This window comes from Methylobacterium sp. E-025, assembly GCF_022829705.1.
Classification (GTDB): domain Bacteria; phylum Pseudomonadota; class Alphaproteobacteria; order Rhizobiales; family Beijerinckiaceae; genus Methylobacterium.
Genome location: NZ_JAKSYR010000108.1, coordinates 19,615 through 42,697 on the forward strand (window position 1 = coordinate 19,615; position 23,083 = coordinate 42,697).

Genomic DNA, 23,083 nt, shown 5'->3' on the forward strand with positions numbered 1-23,083 from the left:
TCGCGGCCTCACCGGAGGAGGCCGCGATGGCCGTTGCCCGACGACGCGACGCGCGCATGGGCGTCGCCGAATACCAGGATTGGGTCGCGTCCAAGCCGGACGACCAGCGCTGGGAGCTGCTCGACGGCGTACCGACGCTGATGTCGCCGACGAGCGGGCGTCACCAGCGCATCGTCGCGAACCTGGTCCGGCGCCTCGACGAACTCGCCGAGCGCAGGGGCTGCAGCGCCCTCCCCGGCCTCGCCGTGCTCAGCGCGGAGATGGACGACTTCGCGCCGATCCCCGACATCGTGGTCCAGTGCGGCCCGCTGCCCCGCGACGGCTACACCCGCGACCCGCTGCTCGTCGCCGAGGTGCTGTCCCCCTCGACGATGAGCATGGATCGCGGCCGCAAGACCGATTTCTTCCGCACGGTCGCGGCGCTGCAGGTCTTCCTGATCGTCTATCAGGACGATGCCCGGGCCGAGGTCTGGCGGCGCGACGCCGGATGGGCGATGCGGATGCTGGGACGGGGCGACGTGATCGACCTGGCCGAGCTCGGCGGCACGCTCGCTGTAGCCGACATCTACGCCCGGGTGGAATTCTGAACGCCCGCGGCTGACGCCGGTCGCGGGCGGACCCATCTATGGTACGCTCGCCCAGGCAGTTCGGAGAGGCCCGCATGGCAGTCGCGGCGAAGCGGGACGACCGCATGAGCGTCCCGGACTACCGGGTTTGGGTCGCCGGCCGCCCGGACGACGAGCGCTGGGAACTGCTCGACGGCGAACCGGTGCTGATGTCGCCACCGACCGAGCGGCACCAGACCATCGTCTCCAACCTCATCCGTCGCCTCGGCGACCTCGCCGATGTGCGGGGCTGCCGCGTCGTCCCCGGCATCGCGGTCGTCAGCCGGGACACGGACGACTTCGCGCCGATCCCCGACGTGGTGGTGCGTTGCGGCCCGATGCTGCCGGACGGCTACGCGTCCGATCCCGTCCTCGTCGCGGAGGTGCTGTCCCCCTCGACGATGAGCGCCGACCGCGGCCGCAAGACCGACTTCTACCGTGCCGTCGAGAGCCTGCAGGTCTTCCTGATCGTGTATCAGGACGAGCCGCGGGTGGAGGTCTGGCGCCGGCAGGAGGGCGACGCCTGGCGCAAGCAGGCGCTCGGCCTCGACGGCGCGATCGAGCTTCCCGAATTCGGCAGCGCCTTGCCCGTCGCAACCGTCTTCGCCGGTCTGTCGTTCTAGCCAACACCCACCAGGTCGCAGCCCTTGCCCCATTTCGAAGACTTCTACGCCGACAAGCTGCGCGGCGGCCTCGGCGTCACCGATGCGGAATCGGTGATGGACCTGCGCGGCGCCAACCGGGCGACCGCGGAGGCGTCGCTGAACGAGATGCTGGAGCGGAGCCGCTTCGCCAAGGGCAAGACCGTGGCGATCCGCCTCGATCTTCCGCCTGAGGGCGGCGGCGAGACCCTGTTCCAACCGGTGGGCCGCCTGCTGCTCGATGCCAAGCGCCGCGGCCTCGTCGACAGGTTGCAGACGCTCCCGGCCGGGGACGGGCTCGGGTTCTACGTGGCGCTGGCCGGGAAGCCGCAGCGCGAGCCGGCGTGACCGGCTCGGCCCCCGGTCCGTCCACCGCGTTCGCCGGGCGCAACACCATCGAGCGGCTGGCGCGCTTCGGGTTCTGCGCCCGCGGCGCGGTCTACTGCGTCGTCGGCGTGCTGGCGGTGCTCGCGGCGGTCGGGGCCGGCGGCAAGGCCGGCGACAGCGAGAACGCGCTCCGCTTCGTGCTGCTCGGACCCCTCGGCCCCTGGATCGTCGGCCTGATCGCCCTCGGGCTCTGGGGCTTCGCCGCCTGGCGCCTCGTCGAGGCAGTGACCGACGCCGACCGGCGCGGCACCTCGCCCAAGGGGCTCATGGTGCGGGGCGCCCACCTCGTCAGCGCCGGCATCTATGCCGGCCTCGGGCTCACGGCGGCGAGCCTCGCCCTCGGGCTCGGCCTGCAGTCGGACGGCGACGGCCTGCAGGACTGGACGGCGTGGCTGCTGGCCAAACCCTTCGGCCGCTTCGCCGTGGCGCTGATCGGCCTCGGCGTCGCCGGCGGCGGCGTCGGCTTCCTGGTCAAGGCCGTCCGCGGCGACGTGACCGAGCGCCTCGCCCTCGACGCGGCACGGCAGGCCTGGGCGGAGCCGGTCGGCCGATTCGGCTACGCGGCCCGCGGCATCGCATTCCTGATCATCGGCGGCTTCGTCGTCGTCGCGGCCTGGTATCAGGCCTCGTCGGAGGTGAAGGGCCTGTCCGGGGCGTTCCAGGCCCTGCGCGCCCAGCCCTACGGCCGGATCCTGCTCGCGATCGTCGCGGCCGGCCACGTGGCGTGCGGGGCCTTCGGCCTGATCCAGGCCCGCTATCGCCGGATCGACGCGCCCGACATCGACCAGGCCGACGACGCGGTGGCGCGGGCCGTCCGCCCGACCGGCTGACCGATCGCGTTGACACCGCCCGAGGCGGAGCCGATACCGCCGCGGAACATCATGCAGCAGCGCACCTACAAGACCGCGGTGATGGTGGTCCACGATCTCGTGGCGACCGCGCTGGCCGTGGTCCTCACCTTCGTGTTCCGCTTCACCGGCGACGCCCTCGCCGAACGCGTGCACGCGCTTCCCGTCCTGCTGCCGCCGTTCCTCGTCGTCGCCGGCCTCGTCTACGGACGGTTCAGGCTCTACCGCACCAAGTGGCGCTTCGCCTCCCTGCCCGATCTCGCCGGCATCGTTCGCGCCGCGAGCGTGCTCGCCTTCGGGCTGCTGGTGCTCGACTACGTCCTGGTCTCGTCGGACCTGTACGGGTTCTACTTCTTCGGCAAGATCGCCATCGTCCTGTACTGGGTGCTGCAGATCTTCCTGCTCGGCGGAACGCGCCTCGCCTTCCGCTACCTGAAATACGCCCGCTCCAAGCAGTCGAGCGCACGCTCGGCCACGGTGCCGACGCTGCTGCTCGGCCGCGGCGCCGACATCGAGACGCTGCTGCGCGCGATCGAATCCGGCTCGGTGCGCAAGCTCGCGCCGAAGGGCATCCTCTCGCCGCGCGCCGACGAGGCCGGGCAGACGATGCGCGAGGTCGCCGTGCTCGGCGGCTTCGCCGACCTGGAGCGGGTCGTCGGCGACCTCGCCGCCCGCGGCCAGCCGGTGCGCCGGCTCGTCGCGACCCCGAGCGCGCTGGCGCCCGAGGCCGAGCCCGACGACCTGATCGCCCGCGCCCGGCGGCTCGGCCTGCCGCTCGCCCGGGTGGTCAGCCTCGGCGACGGCATGCGGGACGCCGAGCTCGCGCCGCTCGAGATCGAGGACCTGCTGCTGCGCCCCACCGTCGCGATCGACAGGCCGCGGCTGGAGCGGTTCCTCGCCGGCAAGCGCGTGCTCGTGACCGGCGGCGGCGGCTCGATCGGCTCCGAGATCTGCGCCCGGGCGCTCGCCTTCGGCGCCTCGGCGCTGATGGTGGTGGAAAGCTCCGAGCCGGCCTTGCACGGCATCCTGAGCCAGCCTGCGCTGCTCAACGCGCAGGCCGAGGTCGGCGGGACGCTCGCCGACATCCGCGATCGCGAGCGCCTACACGCGGTCTTCGCCGAATTCCGGCCCGACTACGTGTTCCATGCCGCCGCGCTGAAGCAGGTGCCCTATCTCGAGCGCGACTGGAGCGAGGGCATCAAGACCAACGTGTTCGGCTCGATCAACGTCGCCGACGCGTCGGTGGCGGCCGGCGCCCGCGCGCTGGTGATGATCTCGACCGACAAGGCGATCGAGCCGGTGTCGCAGCTCGGCGTCACCAAGCGCTTCGCCGAGATGGTGGCGCAGGCGCGCGACGCCGAGCAGGCCGCGATCCCCGGCCACCCGACACGGCTGATCGCCGTGCGCTTCGGCAACGTGCTCGGCTCGGTCGGCTCGGTGGTGCCGGTGTTCAAGGCGCAGATCGCCCGCGGCGGCCCCGTCACCGTGACGCACCCCGACATGGTCCGCTACTTCATGACCGTGCGCGAGGCGGCCGACCTCGTCCTCACCGCGGCCTCGCATGCCGACCGCGAGGCGCGCAGCCTCGCGCCGGGCGCGGCCGACCAGCGCGCCGCGGTCTACGTCCTCAAGATGGGCCAGCCGGTGAAGATCGCCGAATTGGCCGAGCGCATGATCCGGCTCGCCGGCTTCGAGCCCGGCGCGGAGATCGAGCTGGTGTTCTCCGGCGCACGGCCGGGCGAGCGCCTGAACGAGATCCTGTTCGCGCGCGAGGAGCCCCGCGTCAGCCTCGACGGGATCGACGGCGTGATGGCGGCCAAGCCGGTCTTCGCCGACCGCGCCCGGCTCGATGCCTGGACGGTGGCCTTGCGCGAGGCGGTGGAGGCCGGCGACCGGGCCGCCGCGGAGGCGGTGTTCGAGGCGGCGATCCCGCATTTCCGCGAGCGCTTCGACAAGCCGGTCGCGGTGGCGCCGGCGAGCCCGGATGCGCCGGCCCTCGGAACCGCCGACGCCGGCCTCTGTTGATTCGCGAGCTTTCCCGGTCGGGAACCATTCGACGCCCCGCCGATTGAGGCGACGACCGAACCGAGCGCAGTTTCCGTACAGGGAGTGTGCCGAAGGAAGGACGAATTCATGCGGACGAAGACGTTTCTCGCAGGCCTCACGATGGTCGCCGGTCTCGGCGTGGCCGGGCTTGGCGTCGCTGCGCCGGCCTCGGCGCAGGGCATCCAGATCGGACCGGGCGGCGTTCGCGTCGATCCCGGCTATCGCGACCGCGGGCCCCGCGACGACATCGACTTGAGCCGCGGCGAGGCGATCCGGATCGCCCGTCGCGAGGGCCTTGCCGACGTCGACAACGTCGACCGGCGCGGGCCGCGCATCATCGTTCGTGGATCGGATCGTCGCGGCGACGACATCACGGTGGTGGTGGACAGCCGCTCGGGCGACGTGATCGACGTTCGCCGCTGACGCCATCGCCTCGGTGTCGTAGGATCGAGCCCCGGCCTCGCGGCCGGGGCTTTCTTTCGGCCGAGGCCTGCCTTCGATGATGCTGTCCCGCGCCGCCGCATCGCTTCGCCGAGGCTCCATCGTCGCCGCCGCGGCGTTCGCGATCGTCCTGCCCGGGGCCTTATCCGCAAGCGCCGAAAGTTGCCGCGCCGCCGTCGGGGCGCGTCAGGCCGAGCGGCTGGTCGAGCGCTGCATCTCGGTCTCCCCGGCGACCCATCCGCCCTGCAACGCGGACAATGCCTGCGCCCTGATCGAATCCGAGATCGCCCGGGGCTGCCGGATGATCGACGACGGCACCGCGCCGTCGTTCTGTCGGGACGACTAATCCGCCGATCAGGCCCACAGGCGCGCGAGCCGAGCGAGGCCGTCCCGCGTCGTGCCGGCCGGCGCCCAGCCGAGGGCCGCCAAACCGTCGCTGCGCGCGACCAGATTCTCGGCCAACCGCGAGAAGGTCGCCTCTCGCCCAGTCAGGCGGCAGGCCAGCCCGATCGCCGCCGAGGGTATCGGAACCAAGCCGGGCCGTCGGCCGAGCCCGGCGCGCAGGGCCGTCAGCATCTCCGGGAGCGTCGGCGCGTCGGGGTCGGCGACGACCAGCGGCCGGTTCAGCGCGGCGTCGGTCCGCAGCACCGTATCGATCGCCGCCGACACGCTCTCGACCGAGACCAGCGACCGGCAACCGGCCAGCGATCCGAGCGGAAGCGGATACGGCGAGCGGGCGAGCCGCACCAGCGCGGCCATGTTGCCCTTCACGCCCGCGCCGTAGACCAGGACGGGCCGCAGGGCGACCCAATCGATGCCGATCGCGTCGAGCGCCCGCTCGGCCTCGAGCTTGGAGCGGCCGTAGGCGTCGGTGGGAGCCGGATCGTCGGCCTCCGTCACGGTCCCGGCGGCGGTCGGGCCGGTCTGCGCACGGATCGAAGACAGGAACACGAAGCGGCGCACCCGCGCCCGCGCGGCGGCTTCGGCCAGGCGCCGCGTCGCCTCGGTGTTGAGCGTGCGGTAATCGTCCTCCGGTGCGCCCGACATTGCGTGCGCGAGGCCGGCCGAATGCACCACCGCATCGACGCCGGCGAGCGCCGCCGCCATGTTCATCGGCCGGGTCAGGTCGCCGACGATGGCGCTCGAGGCACCCTCCGGCATCGCGTCCACCGGCCGCCGCAGCAGCAGGCGGACGCGGTAGCCGCGCGCCGTCAGATCTCTCAGGACGTGCCGGCCGATGAAGCCGGTCGCCCCGGTGAGCGCGATCAGTTGGCTCAAGACGTCGTCACTCCGTGCTTGGCCGGCGCCCGCGCGAATCGAACCAGCACCGATCCGACGAGACCGCATCCGACCGCCAGGGCACCGAGGGTGATGGCCGGCGAGGGCCAAAACAAGGTCGCTCCGGCGAGCGCGGCCAGGCACGCGTTGAGCGCGAGCACGCGTCCGACGACGCCGGTCACCGCGATGCCGTTCGTGGTGGCCCGCTGGTAGAAGTGGCTGCGATGCGCCTGCCACACCGGCTCGCGCCGGGCGGCACGCCGGATCAGCGTGAGGGTGGCGTCGGCGAGGTAGTAGAGCGGCAGCAGGATCGCCGCGGCGAGGCCGCCCGCGAGGGCGAGCCGGTACAGCAGCCAGGCCAGGATCAGCCCGAGCGGCAGCGAGCCGACATCGCCGAGGAAGAGCTTCGCCACCGGCCGGTTGAACGGCGCGAAGCCGAGCATCGCCCCGAGCAGGGCCGCGGCGACGAGGATCGCGGCCGGCGGCAAGGCGCCGGACCCGCCGAGCAGGATCAGCGCACCGGTAACGGGCACCGTCTCGGCGACCGTCATCCAGTCGAGCCCGTCCATGAAGTTGACGAGGTTCACGAACCAGATCCCGGCGAGCACCGCGAGCACCCGTTCCACCGCGAGCGGCAGGGTCGGCACCAGCCGTCCGTCGACGCTCGCCACCAGGGCGGCGACGACGAGGGCGTGCAGCACGAGGCGAAGCGACGCCGGCAGCGGGCGGATGTCGTCGACGGCGCCGACCAGGGCGAGCACCACGGCGCCGAGCCCGAGCACCAGCACGTCGCGGCCCGCATCCGGCGCGGCGAGCAGCAGCCCCGTCACCGCGAGGGTCGCCGCGACGACGGCGATCCCCCCGCCCTGCGGCGTCGGCTCGGTGTGGCTCGAGCGCGCGTTGGGGCGGGCCAGCGCGTAGCGGACCAGCAGCGGCCGGAGCCGGACGATCAGGCCGGCGCTGAGGGCCGCGGCGAGGGGAACCGCGATGAGGGGGGCGAGCATGGTGCCGCTCTACGCTCCCGGGCCGCCCGGGTGAAGCCGCCGGGTGCGCGCGTGTCGCTGCACCCGGCGGCCTCGCGCCTTAATAGACCTGCGCCGCCGCGTCCTTGCCCTTCGCGGCGCCGTCGGTGCGGTTGGTCTTGTCGATCGCGCGCTCGACCACCTTGGCGATGCCGATCATGATCGTGTCGATCACGTAGTCCTTCGGCGTATAGACCGCCGAGACGCCCATGTTCTTCAGGACCAGCTCGTCGTCGGGCGAGATGATGCCGCCAACCACGAGCGGGATGTGGTCGAGGCCGGCCTCGCGCATCTTCGCCTTCACGTCGCGCACCAGCGGGACGTGGCTGCCGGAGAGGATCGAGAGGCCGACCACGTGGGCGCCGGTCTCCTTCGCCTTCGCGACGATCTCGGCCGGGGTCTGGCGGATGCCGTCGTAGGTCACGTCGAATCCGACGTCGCGGGCGCGCAGGGCGATCTGCTCGGCGCCGTTCGAGTGGCCGTCGAGGCCGGGCTTGCCGACGACGAGGCGCGGCTGCTCGCCAAGGCGTTCGCCGAGATCGGCGATCAGCAGCTTGGCCTCCTCGGCGGCGCCGGACGAGACGGTCTGCAGGGTGACGCCGGTCGGCGCGCGGTACTCGCCGAACACCTCGCGCAGGCGCGTCCCCCACTCGCCGGTCGTGACGCCGGCCTTCGCGGCGGCGATCGAGACCGGCATGATGTTGGCGCCCGAGCGCGCCGCCGCCTCGAGCTCCTCGAGCGCCTTGCCGACGGCGTTGTCGTCGCGCTTCGCGCGCCAGTCCCGGATGCGGGCCTCGGCCTCCATCTCGACCGTCTCGGACACGGTGAAGATCGCGCCCTCGCCCGCGGTGAGCGGCGAGGGCTCGCCCTGCTGCCACTTGTTGACGCCGACGACGATCTGGTCGCCGGCCTCGATCGCCGAGATGCGGCGGGCATTGGATTCGACGAGCGACCGCTTGAGTGCGCCGGTCTCGACCGCGGCGACCGCGCCGCCGATCCCGCCGATGCGCTCCAGCTCGGCCCGTGTCTCGACCTTGAGCGCCTCGACCTTGGCGTCGATCACCTTCGAGCCGTCGAAGATGTCGTCGTACTCGAGGAGGTCGGTCTCGAAGGCGAGGATCTGCTGCATCCGCATCGACCACTGCTGGTCCCAGGGGCGCGGCAGGCCGAGCGCCTCGTTCCAGGCCGGCAGCTGCACCGCGCGGGCGCGCGCCCGCTTCGACAGCGTCACCGCCAGCATCTCGATCAGGATGCGGTGGACGTTGTTCTCAGGCTGTTGCTCGGTGAGGCCGAGCGAGTTCACCTGCACGCCGTAGCGGAAGATCCGCTTCTTCGGGTCGTCGATGCCGTAGCGCTCCTGGGCGATCTCGTCCCACAGCTCGGAGAACGCGCGCATCTTGCAGATCTCGGTGACGAACCGCAGGCCTGCGTTCACGAAGAACGAGATCCGCCCGAACACCTCCGGGAAGCTCTCGGCATCGAAGTTCGGGTCGTCCCGCACGGTGTCGAGCACCGCGATCGCGATGGCGAGCGCGTAGGACAGCTCCTGCACCGGCGTCGCCCCGGCCTCCTGCAGGTGGTAGGAGCAGACGTTCATCGGATTCCACTTCGGCACCTCCTTGGTCGTGAACAGGATCACGTCCTTGGTCAGCCGAAGGCTCGGCGCCGGCGGGAACACGTAGGTGCCGCGCGACAGGTACTCCTTGATGATGTCGTTCTGGGTGGTGCCCTGCAGCCCCGAGAACGGCGCGCCCTGCTCCTCCGCGACCGCGAGGTAGAGCGACAGCAGCCACGGCGCCGTGGCGTTGATCGTCATCGAGGTGTTCATCTGGACGAGCGGGATGTCGTCGAACAACGTCCGCATGTCGCCGAGATGGGCGATCGAGACGCCGACCTTGCCGACCTCGCCGCGCGCCAGCTCGTGGTCGGGGTCGTAGCCGGTCTGGGTCGGCAGGTCGAAGGCGACCGACAGGCCGGTCTGCCCCTTGGCGAGGTTGCCCCGGTACAGCGCGTTCGATTCCTTGGCGTTCGAATGGCCCGCATAGGTGCGGATGATCCAAGGCTTGTCGCGCTTCACCCCGTCGACGCTCGCGCTCGCGCTCATGTCACCCGTCTCCGCTGATCCGTTCGTCGCGCGGCTCCCTCGCCCCGCCCCTTGCGGCGCACCGTAGCGAAGCCGTCGCGGGCCGTCATCTCATGCGAAGGGCCGGCGCCCGTCACCGGGCGGCGAGGCGCCCGCAAAAATCTCAGGGTCGACATCAAGGAAATTTGACGGGGATGGGTGGCACCGCCGCGGTTTCGAACGGTTCCAAACCGCTCGACGCGCGTTGGCTGGCCGCATTCGGACCTGGACGCGCGGCGTGCGCGCCCGACCACGCGGACCACCAAGCCAAGGAGCCCTGCACGATGGCAGACACCTCGCCCCGTCTGACGACGGCGTTCGGAAACCCGATTTCCGACAACCAGAACTCGCTCACCGCCGGCACCCGCGGCCCGGTGCTGATGCAGGATTACCATCTCATCGAGAAGATGGCGCATTTCAACCGGGAGCGGATCCCGGAGCGGGTCGTCCACGCCAAGGGCTACGGCGCCTACGGCACCTTCCGGCTGACCCGGAGCCTGTCGCAGTACACCCGTGCCAAGGTGCTGACCGAGGTCGGGCAGGACGTGCCGATGGTGGCGCGCTTTTCGACGGTCGGCGGTGAATCCGGCTCGGCCGACACCGCCCGCGATCCGCGCGGCTTCGCGCTGAAGTTCTACACCTCGGAAGGCAACTGGGACCTCGTCGGCAACAACACGCCGATCTTCTTCGTCCGCGACGCGATCAAGTTCTCCGACTTCATCCGCACCCAGAAGCGCGATCCGCGCACCCACCTGAAACCCCATTGGCGCCGCTGGGACTTCTGGGGCCTCTCCCCCGAGGCGATCCACCAGGTCATGATCCTGTACTCGGACCGCGGCACGCCGAAGTCGGCCCGCTTCATGAACGGCTACGGCTCGCACACCTTCTCGCTCTGGAACGAGGCTGGCGAGCGGCACTGGGTGAAGTTCCACTTCCACACCCAGCAGGGCATCCAGAACTTCTCTGCGGCGGAAGCCGACAAGATCGCCGGCGAGGATCCGGACTACTCGGCCGCCGATCTCTCGACCGCGATCGAGAAGGGCGACTTCCCGAAGTGGAAGGTCTCGGTGCAGCTGATGCCCGAGCTCGACGCCGACACCTACCACATCAACCCGTTCGACCTCACCAAGGTCTGGCCGCACGGCGACTATCCGTTGATCGAGATCGGCGAGATGGAGCTCAACCGGAACCCGGAGAACTACTTCGCCGAGATCGAGCAGTCGGCCTTCGAGCCCTCGAACGTCGTGCCCGGCATCGGCTTCTCGCCGGACAAGATGCTGCAGAACCGCCTGCTCTCCTACGGCGACGCGCACCGCTACCGCCTTGGGATCAACTACCAGCAGATCCCGGTGAACCAGGCGAAGAAGGCCGCCGTCCAGACCTACCATCGCGACGGCGCGATGCGCACGGACGGCAATCACGGCGCGCAGGTCGACTACCAGCCGAACTCCTTCGGCGGGCCGGTCGAGGATCCGTCGGTGGCCGAGCCGCCGCTGCGGATCACCGGGGATGCCGGCCGCTACGGCTGGCCGGGCGACGACGCCGACCTCTACGGCCAGCCGCGGGACCTGTGGACGAAGGTATTCGACGACGGCGAGCGCAAGCGGCTCGTGGAGAACATCGTCACCTCGATGGGCGACTCGCCGCGCCACATCCAGGATCGGATGATCGGGCACTGGTACAGGGTGCATCCCGACTTCGGCCGCGGGGTCGCGGAAGGTCTCGGCATCGAGACGAGCAAGGCCGCCGCCGAATAGTTTTTGGGTGGCCGCCAAGTTAATTTTGTATCCAGAAGGCGTCGGCATGAGCCGGCGCCTTTTTTCTTGTCGGACACCGTACTCCTGGCCTTTCGGACGACTTGCAGACCCTTGGACGCCTCATCCTTCGCCGTTATAGCGCTAGGCCGGAACCGCGGCGTCGTCAGAACCGCGAGCGGGCACGAAACGGATTCAGGAGAGAGACGATGGCTGCCAGCGCGGCACTGCAACCGGCCAGCGCCGGGACGGGCGAGGTCAAGGACCTCTACGAGATGGGCGAGATCCCGCCGCTCGGTCACGTGCCCGCCAAGATGTATGCCTGGGCGATCCGCCGCGAGCGCCACGGGCCGCCGGAGGATTCGCATCAGCTCGAGGTGCTGCCGGTCTGGGACATCGGCGACGACGAGGTCCTGGTCTACGTCATGGCCGCCGGCGTGAACTACAACGGCGTCTGGGCCGGCCTCGGCGAACCGATCTCGCCCTTCGACGTGCACAAGGCCGCGTACCACATCGCCGGCTCCGACGCGTCCGGCATCGTCTGGGCGGTCGGCGCCAAGGTGAAGCGCTGGAAGGTCGGCGACGAGGTCATCGTCCACTGCAACCAGGACGACGGCGACGACGAGGAGTGCAACGGCGGCGACCCGATGTTCTCGTCCTCGCAGCGGATCTGGGGCTACGAGACTCCCGACGGCTCGTTCGCCCAGTATTGCCGGGTGCAGTCGCGCCAGCTGATGAAGCGGCCGCAGCACCTCACCTGGGAGGAGGCCGCCTGCTACACGCTGACGCTCGCCACCGCCTACCGCATGCTGTTCGGCCACGCGCCGCACACCGTCCGCCCCGGCCAGAACGTGCTGATCTGGGGCGCCTCGGGCGGCCTCGGCGTGTTCGGCGTCCAGCTCTGCGCCGCGTCCGGCGCCAACGCCATCGCCGTGATCTCGGACGAGTCGAAGCGCGACTACGTCATGAGCCTCGGCGCCAAGGGCGTCATCAACCGCAAGGACTTCGACTGCTGGGGCCAGCTGCCCAAGGTGAACTCGCCGGAGTTCAACGCCTGGACCAAGGAAGCCCGTAAATTCGGCAAGGCGATCTGGGACATCACCGGCAAGGGCAACGACGTCGACATCGTGTTCGAGCACCCGGGTGAGGCGACCTTCCCGGTCTCGGCGCTGGTGGTGAAGCGCGGCGGCATGGTGGTGTTCTGCGCCGGCACCACCGGCTTCAACATCACCTTCGACGCCCGCTACGTCTGGATGCGCCAGAAGCGCATCCAGGGCTCGCACTTCGCCCACCTCAAGCAGGCCTCGGCCGCCAACCAGTTCGTGATCGACCGCCGGGTCGACCCGTGCATGAGCGAGGTGTTCCCCTGGGAGAAGATCCCGCAGGCGCATACCAAGATGTGGAAGAACCAGCACCCGCCCGGCAACATGGCCTGCCTCGTCAACTCTCCGCGCGCCGGCCTGCGGACGGTCGAGGACGTGATCGAGGCGGCGGGTTTTCCGCGCGGCTGACGCGAACTCTTCGAAGCTTTAAGACCCGCGTCCCTCAGGGGGCGCGGGTTTTTCTTTGGCCGAGGGATTCGCGCGCGGCGCGTCGTGGCACGCTCCCGTTCGGGCCATCGTCACGCATCGCGTCGAGGCGCCCGTGCCCACCCTCCCCCCTCTGCGGGGGAGGGTGGCCCCCGTGAGGGGGTCAGGAGAGGGGACGCACCGCACGTCCGCGACGGGCGACCCGACGAGGGTTCGAGCCGGTCGTGCAGCGTGCCGTCCGCGCTACCGCTTCGTCTCGGTCCCCGGCAGGTGGCGCCCGTAGCTTTCCTGCTTGGTCGCCTTCTCGGTGATCAGGTCGGCGTAGGCCTGCCGCATCTCCGGGGAGACGGAAACCGTGCGGGCCTTCTCCTTCTTGCGCTTGGGCGCTTTCTTGAAGGTGTTGCTCGTCTCGCTCATGCCGGGCCTCGCGTCGGGGTGGTCGGGTCGGCGTGCCCGGATCTGGCTCGCCCGGGGCAGGCGGATCGCAAGGGAACGCGACGAACGAAAGAAGGCGGGGCGGCTTTCGCCGTCCCGCCTTCGTGTTTCTATCGTCCGAGGAAGATAGAGGCCAGTCGCTGGAGCAGGCCCCGCGGTGCGGGCGGAGGCGCGCTCTGCCCAGGACTGTCCCCGATCTAAGCGTTCGCGGCGAAGGGGTGGGTCGCGGACTTGCGCTGTTCGGTGACCGCGGCGGCCTTCGGCTCGCCGGAGACGGCGCGCTGGATCGACAGCTTGGTGGCCTCGTAGTTGTACTTCTGGATCTTGGCGTCGTCGGCCGCTTCCCAGTGGATGAACACGCCGACCAGGATGAACAGGTCGTCGGCCTCATCGGCGGGGATGATGCCCTCGGCGACGGCGTCCTGCACGGCCATGGCGACGCCATGCTGGGCGGGGCCGAACATCTGGACGGCCTGACGGGCGTCGTTGATGGTCACCTTGTTGAACATCAGGGTGTTGGGCTTGCACGGCAGGTTCGGCGCGATGACCGCGAGCAGGCTGGTGAAGCCGTGCTTGTTGTTCACGAGGCCGTTGCAGAAGGCGGTCTCGGCCGGCGAACCGCGCGGTCCGATGATCAGGTCGATGTGGGCGACCTCGTTGCCGTCGCCGACGAGGGCTTCGCCGACCTGGACCTTGGTGATCTTTGCCATTCGGGTTTTCTCCCTGGATTCCAAACTCAAGGACCGCGGCCCGTCGAGTCGGGCGCGGCCGGAAGCCATCCTTGTTCGCGACGCCCGGCCTTGGAAAAGCCGGGCCGGTTAGCCCGGATAGCGGCGCGGACCGTACAGCGCGGTCCGGCCCGTCACAACCCATGGCAACGCGCTGAAATCGATATTAAAAGTGCGGCCCGGCGCTTGACGGCGGGAACTTTTTCAGGGGACGCCCGCAGGGTCCGCGACACGGGCGCCCACGGATGCGAGAGCATCGCAGAACAGCGTGGCGACGGTGAAATCGGCGCTGGTGCCGGGATTGATACCGGCGGCCTTCCAGGCCGCGTCGAGCGCCAGCAGGCGCTCCACAGGCCGGGCGCGCAGGTCGAGGCCTGTAAGCGCCTCCACGGCCCCGGACCGCACGGCCTCCGCCCGGTCGGCGCCGTGCTTGCGCGCCACGTGGCTGTCGGGAAACGCCTGCAGGTAGGCGAGATGCACGGCGGTGGTGCACCAGGCCGGTTCGAGATCCTTTTCGCGCGCGGCTGCCAGAGCCGGGAGCCCGACCCGGACGAGGTCGGCGAAGCCGTCGGTGTAAGCGCGGGCGATGCGGTCGCGCGGGGCAGCCTCCTGCATTGCCGCCACCAGGGAATCCGGGGCCGGCGCGGCCACGTCGTGCCGTCCGGCCCGGCCGAGCCCGCCCGGGTTGGCGAGGCGGATCGCGTCGAAGACGCCTTGCGCATCCGCCGGTTCGAGGCCGGCCAGCACCTCGGCCACGGTGGTTCCCCGCTCGGCGGCCAGCGCCAGGGGCGCGCAGAGCAGCAGGATGCCGAGGTTGGTGTTCTGTCCCACCGCCGCCATCGTCGCCGCGACCGCGTCGCGGACCCGTGCGCCGAGCCCGGCTCCGCCGCGTGCCAGGGCGGGCGCCGACACTGCGGCGCTCGTCGTGAAATCGGCCACCGCCATGCGATGGCCGGCGGCGTAGGCGTGGACGTTGCCGGGTTTCAGGGCGTCGAGCTCGGCCAGGCACGCCGCCTGGTACGAGGCCGCGATCGCCTCCGGCGCGAGGCGCATCAGGCGACCACGAGCCGCGGCCGGCGCGCGGACCGGACGGCGGCGAGGAAGCCGCGCACCACCGCCCCGGCGATGTCGACCTCCGAGACCTTTTGCAGCCCCGACCATGCCGGCATCGAGTTGACCTCGAGCACGAGGAAGCCGCCCTCCCCGTCCTCGACGAGGTCGATGCCGGTGTAGTCGACGCCGACCGCGGCGGCGGCGGCCTCGGCGAGCTCGGCCGCCCGCGCCGGCATCGCCCAGGGCAGCGGGCGGCCGCCGAGGTGGACGTTGGTGATCCAGCCGTCGCCCTCGCGGATCATCCCGGCGATGGCCCTGCCCTCGCAGACGAAGACGCGGTAGTCGCGCCACAGCCCGTCGCTGCGGGGCACGTAGCGCTGGAGGTAGTAGACCCGCGAGACCGCATCCTCCGGCGGCAGGTCGTCCGGCCGCTCGATCAGCTGCAGCCCCTCGCCCTGCGAGCCGAACAGCGGCTTCAGCACCAGGGGCCGCCCGGGGCCGGCCTCGCGCGCGACGATCTCGGCGGCGGCCGTGCGCTTCGAGCAGACGAAGGTGTCGGGCGTCGGCAGGCCGGCGCGGGCGATCATCAGGCTGGTCGCCGCCTTGTCGACCGAGCGTTCGATCGCGACCGGGCCGTTCCAGACGGTGACGTCCGAGGCCACCAGCGCATGCAGCACGCCCAGACGCATCGTCGTGGCCTCGAAGGTGCCGCCGGCGATGGTCCGCAGCAGCACGCCGTCGGGCAGCGTCCCGGCGAAGCCCGGCACCTGCAGGGGCTCGCCGCCGCCGGTGACGATCGCCACGTCGGCGAGCGAGAACAGCACCGGCTCGACGCCCTGCGCGCGAAGCGCCGCCAGGAGCCGGGCCTTGTGCCAATTGCCGTTGTCGGCCGCGAGCGCGATGCGCATGCTTTTCCAGACCCCCAGGTGGCGCTCGTCCCTCCCCCCTCTGCAGGGGAGGGTGGCCCGCGAAGCGGGTCGGGAGAGGGGCAGCGCGACGTCCGTGAGCGTGGCTCCCCTCTCCCGACCCTCGCTGACGCGAGGCCCACCCTCCCCCGCAGAGGGGGGAGGGAAATGCCCGACGCTACGAGAACGACGCCTCGACCAGCTCCGGCATCAGCTTGCCGCCGCGGAAGGTCGCGCCGGTGCGGATGGAGGTGACGATCGCCTCGGCCGGCGAGAACAGCGCGCCGTCGATCTTGTAGAAGTCGCCGTTCACCCGCGAGAAGATCTCGGCGAAGGGCGCGCCGTGGTCGCTCGACGTGGTCGAGGGCAGCTGCTCGGCGAGCTGCTTGGCCTCCGCGTCGTCGGCGTCGACGAAGAGCTGGACCCGGCCGCCGTAGATGATCGCATCGTTGGTGCGGCCCATCGCCTTGATGAAGTCCGGGTGCTGCGGCGACAGCGGCGCCGAGCCGATGCCGTCGACGATCCGGTGCAGGTCGAAGCCGACCGTGTGCGCCTTGTGGAGGGCGACCTCGAGCACGCGGGCAACGACCTGTGTCGCGCCGGCGAGGCTCTGGGTCGGCGCGAAGATGAAGGTCAGGTCCTCCGGGCGCAGGGAGCAGGCCTCGGCGACCTTGGCGACGACGCTGGCCGGCGGCCCGCCGGCGGCCTCGAGCACCAGGGCGGTCTTCGTGGCCGAATCGCGGTAGCCGAGCTCCTTGTAGAGGTCCTCGACCACGGCGACGGCGCGGCCCGGGCCGGAGCCGAGGGCGAAGAAGCCGGAATCGCCGTCCTCGTCGGCGAGCGACCAGCCGGCATACTGGCTGCCGAGGCAGGCCAGCACCGGGTCGGCGGCGTGGACGACCACCGAGTACGGCCAGGACGGGATCGGGCCCGACGGGCTGATCGAGACGGTACCGAGGCCGCCGAGGCAGATCTCGGCGATCCGGCGGCCGGCCTCGATCGAGCCGCGCGCCGAGGCGCCGGCATCGACCATGCGCGCGCCGCCCGGCGCCTGGGTCACGGACAGGCGCAGAACGTCGGCGTCAGCGACGAAGCGCTCCACCAGGGGCGTCGCGATGGCGTTCAGGCTCGGCTGGTTGGTGCTCATGCGTTTCCTCCTCGGACAGCCGGTCGCGCAAGCTGGCGATCCGGGTCCCCAATTCTTGTCGTGCCGCCGGCCCGTCCGGCCCCCCCGCCAGGACCGTGCAGAGCGGGGCGTCCCGCATCACCCGTGTACCGGCGCGGGGCCGGTCCCGCACGTGGTCCGGCCAGGCGACCGCCGGGACGACGGCGTGATCCCGCGCCGCGTAACAGATCTGCGAGGCCGCCGCATCCTCCGGCGCCGGCCCGATCTCGGGCGCGTGGTCGAGGCAGGCCTCGACATGCGCGTGCAGCAGCGGCACGCCGCGCCGGTCGAGCACGTCGAGGGTGGCGCCCGGGCGCGGGTTGATCTCGGTCAGCCACCATGCCTCGCCGTCGGACAGAAAGTCGACGCTCGCGAGCCCGCGCAGCCCGGTCGCGCGGACCAGCTCGTCGGCCGCCTCCGCGACGGCGGCGACGATGGCCTCCGGCAGCGCGGAGGCCTCCCGCCGCCCCGGCGCCAGCGCGCCGGCATAGCGGAACGGGCGTAGGGTAGACGGCACGCTCCACTGCTCGGTCAGCGCCAGGATGCGCGCGCCCGACGCGTCGGCCAGGATGTTGAGCGCGAAGGCGCGGCCCGGGACCCGGGCCTGGAAATAGGCGCCCGCCGGCGCCGGCCCGCTTGTCGCCGCGCGGATATGGCTCCCGCCCGAGCCCCCGGCCCGCTTGAGCAGCCAGGCCTTCGGGTCGTCGAGCCGCGCCCGCGTCACCGCCGGATGCGGGATGGCGAGCGTCGCGCACAGGGCCGCGAAGCGCAGCGGGTCCTTCAGCGCGGACACGGTCTCGGCCCGCGCGCCGACCAGGCGATGGCGCCGCGCGATCGCAGCGATCAGCGCGGGTGCGGCCTCGAAGCCGCTGCCGAGCACCACGCCGAGCGGAGCACCGCCGGCCATCGCCGACAGCGCGTCGAGATGGGCGAGCACCGTCTCCGCGAGCCGTCCCGTGCCGAACCGGCCCTCGAGCGGGCGATGCGCCGCGGCGAGTTCCAGGGTGTCCGAATCGGCGAACAGGTCGGCGACGAACGGGCGCAACCCGGCGCGGCGGGCGGCCTCGGCCAGGGCCCGCCCCGACTGGGCCGCGATCAGGATCGCCGCGCCGGCCATGATCGCCCCGCCGGCCTTGCCGGTCTCAGCCGGCAATCTCGACGGCGAGGGCGTAGGCGTCGCGGAAATCGAGGCAGAGCGGCGCCTCGGCCGCGAGCATCCGCCCGAACAGCTGCTTCTGCGTCTGGTACTTCACGTTGCCGACGGCGAGCGCGCCGATGCCGACGCCCTTGCCGACCGGAAGGGCCACGTCCACCGCGTTGACGTCGATCCCGGCGATGCCCGCCGGCGGCACCGCGTTGACGTCCGAGGCGACGAGCAGGTTCGGGGCCGCGCGCAGGTCCTCGGCCGAGAGGATCGGAATGCCGGCGGGGCCGGCCGAAAGGATCACGTCGGCATCCGCGATCGCCTTGCGGCGGTCGTCCGGCGTGGTGCCGTCGATGGCGCCGACCTCGATCCCGAAGCGCCACTTCATCGTGAAGGCGATCTTCGAGACCCGCTCCTCGCCGTCATGGCCGACCAGCACCGTCCTGGCGCCTTCGAGCGCGCCGATCACCGCGGCGACGTAGGCGACGACGCCGGCGCCCCCGAAGATGACGATGCGCTTGTCCTTCAGGCCGGTGCCGAATTTCTGGCGCAAGGCCCGCGAGACCTGCGCCACCATCGCCGCGCCGGTGGTGAAGGAGCCGGCCGGGTCGGCGAACAGGTGGTTGGCGAAGGGCGGCACGAAGGCCTTTCTGGCCCGGTCGACCATGTCGAGGGCGTCCTCGGCGTTCTTGCCGCCGATGAAGATGCCGGTGCGGACGCCGTCTCCGGGGGCGCGCGAGAAGATCGAATCCTGCGTGAGCGAGACCACGTCCGGCAGCGTCACGTCGGTGTAGGTGACGATGGTCTCGAACCCGGCATCGACGGCCATGTTCACGTCGAACGGGCTCATGTGCTTGAGCGGCGTCAGCATGTGCAGGATCGAGCGGGCCATGGGGATTCCCTGTCTGGTGCGAGGTTCGTCGGTCGGTGTCGTTGTGAGTCGCAATCGACGCCCGCGGTCAAGCGTGCCGGTTCAGGCGGTCGTGATCTCGGCGCCCGTGTTCCGGCCCCGCGCGATGAGGAAGCGCAGCGGGCCCGGCCGGTCCAGCCCGGCGACGAGCGCGCGGGCGTCGGCCTCCGACGGCATCAGCGCGAAGCCGGTCGGCCCCCAGGAGCTCTGGCCGTAGCCGGCGACGCCCTGGTCGGCGATCGTCCGCAGCGCCTCCGCGACGGCGGGGCTGGCGTAGCGCCCACCCTGGTGCGGCGCGAAGTGGTCGCCGATCAGGCGCTGGATCTGGGTGATGCCGGCGCCGAAACCCTGCGGCTCGGCGAGCACCGCCGCCGGCATCACCTGCATCAGCACGATCCGGCAGATCTCGGCGGCCTGTCGCTCGGGAAAGCGCGGCAGCTCGGCGAAGGCGCGCTGCTCGCGCGAGCCATGGATGCCGGTGGCGTCGCGGTCGAGGATCAGCACGACGCGCCACGGGTCGGGGTAGGCCAGGCGGGCGATCACCGGCGGCGGAGCTCCGGTGGCGTCGCGTCCGCCGTCGACGATCAACCCGCCCTCGGTGAAGGCCGACAGCCCGACGCCGGACCGGTTGCCGCGATCGAGCGCGTTCGAGAAATCCTCGGCCGAGAACGGCTTGCCGGAGAGGCGGGCCAGGGCCGCGGCCACGCTGAGCGCGAGCTGCGTGCCCGAGCCGAACCCGGCATGGGCCGGAATCGCCTCCTCGACCCGGATCGCGACCGATTCGGCGACGCCGAGATGGCTCGCCGCCGCGTGGACGTAGCCGCGGACGCGGCCCTCCTCCGGTCCCGAGACGGACAGCCCGTTGGCGGCGCTCGCGGTGAGTCGGACGCCGGGAGCGTCGATCGCCAGGCCGATGCTGCCGAAGCGGCGGCCGAGGCCGCCATGCAGGTCGAGGAACCCGAAATGCAGGCGCGCCGGCGCGTGGACGTGGACGGAGCGCGAGGCGGCCTCGGAGCGGCCGCGTGCGGGTTCAGACACGTCGATCCCCTCCGCCTTCGCCACGCCGCTTCATCCTGCCGTCGCGGCGGACCTCTCGGGAAATCGGTCCCCGCGGGAGCCGGCTTCTCCCATGGAGGCGCCCCGCCGGGCAACCGCCTGTCGGGGCGAAGCGGCCGCAAATCGCGGCGACAGGGTTGCCTGCGGCGTCTGAGCGATGCAAACGTGCCCTCCAGCGCAGGCATTCCGAGTGCCGCCGGGTCGGGATCGCATCCCGTCCGGGCAGGCCATTCCGGCTGCGACGGTCCTTCGGCCGTCCTCCCCGGTCTTACGGCGACGATCTGCGACGCCTCAAGAAACGGTTCGGGTGAGGACGCATGACAGCCTGGGTGAAGGGTGACGCGACCGATGCGGAGGGCGCCATCGCGGCCGCCGCCGCTCTGCTCGCCGCCGCGCATGCACCGGTCTTCGCCGGACTGAACGCCGACGTCGCCGCGATTCGCGCCGCCTACCGCCTCGCTGGCACGATCGGCGCCTCCCTCGATACGCAGGGCGCCGCCGGCACCTACGCCGACCTCGGAGCGCTCAGCCGCGTCGGCGCGATGACGTCGACGCCGGCCGAGGTCCAGGGGCGGGCCGACGTGGTGCTCGTCGTCGGCGCCAAGGCCGGCACCAGCACCCTTGCCTCGGCCCTGCGCGGCAGCAAGCCGGTGCGCGGCCTCGCGGCCGGGGCCGACCGCCAGGTGCTCGCCGTCGCCGGCGCATCCGCTCAGGCGCTGGCCTCCGACCTCGGCCTGCTCCGCGCCCATGCCAAGGGGCACCTCAAGGACGCCACCCCGCTCAACGAGATCGCCCGCGCGCTCTACGCCGCCCGGTACGGCGCGGTGCTCTACGACCCAGCCGAGCTCGGCGAGCTCGGCGTCGAGACGGTGCAGGGGCTGGTGCGCGACGTGAACGAGATCACGCGCTGCTTCGCGCTCTCGCTCGGCGGCCCCGACCAGGACCGCTCGGTGGTGCAGGTCGCGGCCTGGACCACGGGCCAGGCCCCGCGCACCGGCTTCGGCCGCAAGGTCCCCGAGCACGATCCCTGGCGCTTCGACGCCGCGCGGCAGGTCTCGACCGGCGAGGCCGACGCCGCGCTGTGGCTCTCGACGCTTCCGGCCGCGCGCCCCGACTGGCTCGGCGGCCTGCCCTCGATCGCGATCGTCGGCGCGGGCAGCCTCGAGGCCGCCCCCGGCACCGCCGAGGTCGTGATCGCGGTCGGCGTGCCCGGCGCGAGCGCCGGCGGCGTCCTCTGGAACGAGGGCCGCGGTGCCCTCACCTACCGACCCGGCACGGGGGGCGGCGCTTCGGCCGCCGACGTGCTGGCCCGCATCGAACACCATTTCGCTGGGAAGGATTCCTGATGCTGATCCGGATCCAGGGCGGCCGGGTGGTCGACCCGACGGCCGGCCGCGACGGCGTCGGCGACGTCTGGGTGGAGGACGGCCGCGTCGTCGCCCCCTCCGAGCGCACCCCCGACCGCACCGTCGACGCGACGGGCTGCGTGGTGATGGCCGGCGGCGTCGAGGTGCACTCGCACATCGCCGGCGGCAACGTCATCACCTCGCGGCTGCTGCTGCCCGACCTCTACGTCAGCGAGACGGCGCCGAACGGCCACCCCTTCGCCCATGCCGGCGGCGCGGCGGCCTGGATCGGCGCGGCCTACGCCAAGATGGGCTACACCACGGCGGTCGAGCCGGCGATGCCGCCGACCCACGCGCTCGCGACGCAGCTCGAATTGGCCGACATCCCGCTGCTCGACCGCGGCGCGCTCGCGGTGATGGGCAACGACGACCAGCTGCTGCAGCTGCTGCGCGCGGGCGAGAGCCGGGACGCGGTCCGCGACCTCGTGGCGCTCAACGTGGCGCAAAGCCGGGCGCTCGGGGTCAAGTGCATCAACGCCGGCGGCGCCTCGGCCTTCAAGGACGGCGTGCTCAAGCTCAGCCTCGACGACGAGATCCCGGTCTACGGGCTCTCGACCCGCAAGATCATGGGCTCGCTCCTCGACGCGGTCGAGGCGATCGGCGTGCCGCACCCGCTGCACGTCCACTGCAACAACCTCGGGCTGCCCGGCGCCGACGACAGCTTCATCGAGACGCTGGATGCGGCCGAGGGCCGGCGCATCCACTTCGCCCACGCCCAGTTCTACGCCTACGGCGCGGCCGACCCCGCGAATCCGGGCACAGGCGGCTTCCGCTCGGCGGCGCGCCGCATCGTCGACGCAATGCACGCGAACCCGAACGCGACCCTCGACATCGGGCAGGTGGTGTTCGGCCAGACCGTCACGGTCTCGATGGACATCCTGCGCCAGTTCGGCGGCCGCAAGGGCGCCAACCCGAAGAAGTGGGTGCTGAACGCGGGCGATGCCGAGGGCGGCGGCGTGGTGCCGTTCCTGTACAAGCCGCGCGGGCCGACGAGCTCGCTGCAATGGGCGATCGGCCTCGAGATCATGCTGCTCTCGAACGAGCCCGAGCGCACGATCCTGACCACCGACCACCCGAACGGCGGCCCGTTCACCGCCTATCCGCGCATCATCCACCTGCTGATGGACAAGGAGGAGCGCGACCGCGAGATCGCGACGCTGCCCAAGGTCGTCGGCGAGCGCTCGTCGCTGCCCGAGATCGAGCGCGAATACTCCTTCTCCGAGATCGCCGAGCTGACCCGCTCGGGGCCGGCCAAGCTCCTCGGCCTTTCCGATCGCGGGCACCTGCGCGCCGGCGCGCGCGCCGACATCGCGGTCTACCGCGAGGACAGGAACCGCACCGCGATGTTTGCGAGCGCCAAGCTCGTGCTCAAGGACGGCGTGGCGATCGTCGAGGACGGCGAGGTCGTGCACTGGCACGTCGGCCGCTCGCTGTCGCTCACGGTCGAGTCCGACAAGGCGATGGAGCGCCGCACCGACGCCTACCTGCAGGACCGGTTCGGCCAGGGGCTCGACAGCTTCGCCGTGCCGGACGCGGCCTTCCCCGAGGCCGAGGTGTTCGAGGACGTGGCATGCCGGGCATGAGCGAGCGGCTTTGCGCCAGGGACGG

The 23,083-nt window shown here is 71.7% G+C and carries 22 protein-coding genes; 11 read left to right on the plus strand and 11 right to left on the minus strand.

What is annotated here, in order from left to right; translation table 11 throughout:
- Positions 1-26 precede the first annotated feature (26 nt).
- From MKK64_RS14545 to MKK64_RS14575, 7 genes are all read left to right on the plus strand, one after another.
- Positions 27-587, plus strand: a complete 561-nt coding sequence (locus tag MKK64_RS14545; protein WP_243935633.1) for a Uma2 family endonuclease — start codon at positions 27-29, stop codon at positions 585-587.
- Positions 588-661: 74 nt separating this feature from the next.
- Entirely contained in the window at positions 662-1,228 is a 567-nt protein-coding gene (locus MKK64_RS14550; RefSeq protein ID WP_243935635.1) for a Uma2 family endonuclease, read from the plus strand.
- 24 nt (positions 1,229-1,252) lie between these two features.
- A complete protein-coding gene (locus tag MKK64_RS14555) occupies positions 1,253-1,594 on the plus strand; it encodes a hypothetical protein (protein WP_243935637.1) in 342 nt (113 codons plus the stop codon).
- Complete coding sequence (locus MKK64_RS14560) at positions 1,591-2,463, plus strand: DUF1206 domain-containing protein (protein ID WP_243935639.1); 873 nt, start codon at positions 1,591-1,593, stop codon at positions 2,461-2,463. Before MKK64_RS14555 ends, MKK64_RS14560 begins: the two co-directional genes overlap by 4 nt.
- Positions 2,464-2,514: 51 nt before the next feature.
- Positions 2,515-4,506, plus strand: a complete 1,992-nt coding sequence (locus MKK64_RS14565; protein ID WP_243935641.1) for an SDR family NAD(P)-dependent oxidoreductase — start codon at positions 2,515-2,517, stop codon at positions 4,504-4,506.
- Between the two features lie 108 nt (positions 4,507-4,614).
- The gene (locus MKK64_RS14570; RefSeq protein WP_243935642.1) at positions 4,615-4,950 is read left to right on the plus strand and encodes a PepSY domain-containing protein; all 336 of its coding nucleotides are present in this window, start codon (positions 4,615-4,617) and stop codon (positions 4,948-4,950) included.
- A 79-nt stretch (positions 4,951-5,029) separates the two neighbouring features.
- A complete protein-coding gene (locus MKK64_RS14575; protein WP_243935644.1) occupies positions 5,030-5,314 on the plus strand; it encodes a hypothetical protein in 285 nt (94 codons plus the stop codon).
- Between the two features lie 8 nt (positions 5,315-5,322).
- Here MKK64_RS14575 and MKK64_RS14580 read toward each other — a convergent pair whose 3' ends face one another.
- The 3 genes from MKK64_RS14580 to MKK64_RS14590 form a co-directional block, all read right to left on the minus strand.
- Positions 5,323-6,246, minus strand: a complete 924-nt coding sequence (locus MKK64_RS14580) for an NAD-dependent epimerase/dehydratase family protein (protein WP_243935646.1) — start codon at positions 6,244-6,246, stop codon at positions 5,323-5,325.
- Complete coding sequence (locus tag MKK64_RS14585) at positions 6,243-7,250, minus strand: MraY family glycosyltransferase (protein ID WP_243935648.1); 1,008 nt, start codon at positions 7,248-7,250, stop codon at positions 6,243-6,245. Before MKK64_RS14585 ends, MKK64_RS14580 begins: the two co-directional genes overlap by 4 nt.
- A gap of 79 nt (positions 7,251-7,329) precedes the next feature.
- Positions 7,330-9,372, minus strand: a complete 2,043-nt coding sequence (locus tag MKK64_RS14590) for a protein meaA (RefSeq protein ID WP_147726860.1) — start codon at positions 9,370-9,372, stop codon at positions 7,330-7,332.
- Between the two features lie 302 nt (positions 9,373-9,674).
- On the opposite strand from MKK64_RS14590, the gene MKK64_RS14595 reads away from it, so the two are divergent.
- Both MKK64_RS14595 and ccrA read left to right on the plus strand, forming a co-directional pair.
- On the plus strand, positions 9,675-11,147 hold the full coding sequence (locus tag MKK64_RS14595) for a catalase (protein WP_243935650.1): 1,473 nt from the start codon (positions 9,675-9,677) through the stop codon (positions 11,145-11,147).
- 206 nt (positions 11,148-11,353) lie between these two features.
- A complete protein-coding gene (gene ccrA / locus MKK64_RS14600; protein WP_147726857.1) occupies positions 11,354-12,655 on the plus strand; it encodes a crotonyl-CoA carboxylase/reductase in 1,302 nt (433 codons plus the stop codon).
- Positions 12,656-12,916: 261 nt separating this feature from the next.
- Here ccrA and MKK64_RS14605 read toward each other — a convergent pair whose 3' ends face one another.
- From MKK64_RS14605 to MKK64_RS14640, 8 genes are all read right to left on the minus strand, one after another.
- Entirely contained in the window at positions 12,917-13,090 is a 174-nt protein-coding gene (locus tag MKK64_RS14605; protein WP_187274654.1) for a hypothetical protein, read from the minus strand.
- Positions 13,091-13,305: 215 nt separating this feature from the next.
- Positions 13,306-13,818: a 5,6,7,8-tetrahydromethanopterin hydro-lyase gene (fae, locus tag MKK64_RS14610; RefSeq protein WP_147726855.1), complete on the minus strand. Its 513-nt coding sequence runs from the start codon at positions 13,816-13,818 to the stop codon at positions 13,306-13,308.
- 222 nt (positions 13,819-14,040) lie between these two features.
- Positions 14,041-14,889: a triphosphoribosyl-dephospho-CoA synthase gene (locus MKK64_RS14615; RefSeq protein ID WP_243935652.1), complete on the minus strand. Its 849-nt coding sequence runs from the start codon at positions 14,887-14,889 to the stop codon at positions 14,041-14,043.
- Positions 14,889-15,797: a RimK family alpha-L-glutamate ligase gene (locus tag MKK64_RS14620; RefSeq protein ID WP_147842520.1), complete on the minus strand. Its 909-nt coding sequence runs from the start codon at positions 15,795-15,797 to the stop codon at positions 14,889-14,891. Before MKK64_RS14620 ends, MKK64_RS14615 begins: the two co-directional genes overlap by 1 nt.
- A 175-nt stretch (positions 15,798-15,972) precedes the next feature.
- On the minus strand, positions 15,973-16,941 hold the full coding sequence (gene mch / locus MKK64_RS14625) for a methenyltetrahydromethanopterin cyclohydrolase (RefSeq protein ID WP_147729305.1): 969 nt from the start codon (positions 16,939-16,941) through the stop codon (positions 15,973-15,975).
- Positions 16,877-18,076, minus strand: coding sequence for an ATP-grasp domain-containing protein (locus MKK64_RS14630; RefSeq protein WP_243935672.1), 1,200 nt, complete (start codon positions 18,074-18,076; stop codon positions 16,877-16,879). Before MKK64_RS14630 ends, mch begins: the two co-directional genes overlap by 65 nt.
- Positions 18,077-18,101: 25 nt before the next feature.
- Positions 18,102-18,995 carry an NAD(P)-dependent methylenetetrahydromethanopterin dehydrogenase gene (locus tag MKK64_RS14635; protein ID WP_147842522.1) on the minus strand — a complete coding sequence of 298 codons (894 nt, stop codon included), beginning with the start codon at positions 18,993-18,995 and terminating at the stop codon, positions 18,102-18,104.
- Positions 18,996-19,076: 81 nt separating this feature from the next.
- Positions 19,077-20,051, minus strand: a complete 975-nt coding sequence (locus MKK64_RS14640) for a beta-ribofuranosylaminobenzene 5'-phosphate synthase family protein (RefSeq protein WP_243935654.1) — start codon at positions 20,049-20,051, stop codon at positions 19,077-19,079.
- 335 nt (positions 20,052-20,386) lie between these two features.
- Here MKK64_RS14640 and MKK64_RS14645 point away from each other — a divergent pair, with 335 nt between their 5' ends.
- Both MKK64_RS14645 and MKK64_RS14650 read left to right on the plus strand, forming a co-directional pair.
- Positions 20,387-21,415, plus strand: a complete 1,029-nt coding sequence (locus MKK64_RS14645) for a formyltransferase (RefSeq protein WP_243935656.1) — start codon at positions 20,387-20,389, stop codon at positions 21,413-21,415.
- On the plus strand, positions 21,415-23,058 hold the full coding sequence (locus tag MKK64_RS14650) for a formylmethanofuran dehydrogenase subunit A (protein ID WP_243935658.1): 1,644 nt from the start codon (positions 21,415-21,417) through the stop codon (positions 23,056-23,058). Before MKK64_RS14645 ends, MKK64_RS14650 begins: the two co-directional genes overlap by 1 nt.
- The last annotated feature ends 25 nt before the right edge of the window (positions 23,059-23,083 follow it).